Below are 1,711 nucleotides of genomic sequence, written 5' to 3'. Positions count from 1 at the left end.
ACGCGTCCGGAGGCGTCGCCGCCGGCCAGTTTCTCGACCTCGGCCACGCTGACGCGGTTGAAGTCGCCCGGGATGGTGTGCTTGAGCGCGCTGGCCGCCACCGCGAATTCCAGCGCCTTCTGGGCCTGCCCGTAGCCATAGGTCAAAAGCCCGCAGATCAGGCCGGAGGCGAACGAATCGCCGCCGCCGACGCGATCGACGATGTCGGTGATCTCGTAGCGCCGCGACAGCTTGAAGCCGTCCTTGTCCCGAACGCAGCCGCCCCAGCCGTTGTGATCGGCGCTCTTGCTCTCGCGCAGGCTGACCGCGCAGTGGGTCAGGTGCGGGAAGGTGTCCAGCATCTTGGCGGTCAGCGCCTCGTACTTCTTGACGTCGAGCTTGCCGGTGGTGACGTCGACGTCGATGGTGACGTCCAGGCACTTCTGGCAGTCCTCCTCGTTGGCGATGGCGACGTCGGTGTACTTCACCACCTCGCGCATGACCTCCACCGGCTTCTTGCCCCACTTCCACAGCTTGCCGCGATAGTTGAAGTCGCACGACACGGTGACGCCGGCGGCCTTGGCCTCACGCACGCACTCCACGGTCAGCGCCGCGGCGCTTTCGGTCAAGGCCGGGGTGATGCCGCTGACGTGCAGCCAGTCGGCGCCGTTGAAGACCTTCTTCCAGTCGATGGCGCCGGGGCCGGCATTGGCGATGGCCGAGTTGTCGCGGTCGTAGACCACGGTCGAGCCGCGCTGGTTGGAACCGACCTCGGTGAAGTAGATGCCCATGCGGCCGGGGCCGCGGGCGATCAGCGAGGTGTCGACCCCGAAGCGGCGCATCTCGGCGACGCAGGCGTCGGCGATCTCGTTCTTCGGGAACACCGACACGAAGGCCGAGTTGAGCCCGTAGTTGGCCAGCGCCACGGCGGCGTTGCCCTCGCTGCCGCCGAAGGTGGCGGTCAGCGTCGGCGACTGGAACAGCCGCTCGTGGCCCGGCGAGCCCAGGCGCAGCATCATCTCGCCGAACGTGATGACCCGTTTGCTCATGATAGTCTCCTTCTCGCGTTCTTGAGCGGGCGCCGCTCAGGCGGCCATGAATTGCCGGGCCGTGGCGACCAGGGCCTTGGCGGCGGCGCGGATGTCGTCCAGACTCTTGCCGGACTTGTAGAGATTCGAACCGATGCCGAAGCCGTTGGCGTTGACCTTCCAGTAGTCGGCCATGTTCTTCTCGCTGATGCCGCCCACCGGCACCACCTTGACGTCCTTCGGCAGCACGGCGCGGATCGCCTTGATGACGGCAGGCGGGCAGGCCTCGGCCGGGAAGATCTTGAGGCCGTCGGCGCCTGCCCTCAGCGCCGCGAAGGCTTCCGACGGCGTCTGCACGCCCGGCGTGCAGTAAAGGCCCGCCGCCTTGGCCGCCTTGACCACCTCGGGATCGAAATGGGGGGCGACGATCAGGCGGCCGCCGGCCCCGGCCACCGCGTTGACCACCTCGGCGCTCATCACCGTGCCGGCGCCGACCAGCATGCGGCTGCCATAGGCCTTGGCGATCTGCCCGATGCTGTCCAGCGGCTGCGGCGAATTCATCGGCACCTCGACGATGGTGAACCCCTCTTCGAACAGAAGGTCGGTCACCGGAACCGCCTCGGCGGGGCTGATCCCCCGCAGGATCGCGATCAGCGGCATCTTCTCCAAACACGCATTCAAGGTCGGGCCTTGCGACATTCTCA

The 1,711-nt window shown here is 67.4% G+C and carries 2 protein-coding genes; both read right to left on the bottom strand.

The features are described 5' to 3' along the window. Positions 1–1,028, bottom strand: a 1,028-nt coding sequence (locus ODR01_RS25170; RefSeq protein WP_316980466.1) for a sugar kinase, incomplete at its 3' end; no start/stop codon positions are given. Between the two features lie 36 nt (positions 1,029–1,064). Then, the coding region (locus tag ODR01_RS25165) for a 2-dehydro-3-deoxy-6-phosphogalactonate aldolase (protein ID WP_394356880.1) at positions 1,065–1,711 on the bottom strand (647 nt) is incomplete at its 5' end.

The sequence above is a fragment of the Shumkonia mesophila genome (assembly GCF_026163695.1).
Classification (GTDB): Bacteria; Pseudomonadota; Alphaproteobacteria; order Rhodospirillales; family Shumkoniaceae; genus Shumkonia; species Shumkonia mesophila.
The sequence above is the reverse complement of the archived record's forward strand: the minus strand, read 5'-3'. Positions and strand labels throughout refer to the sequence as shown.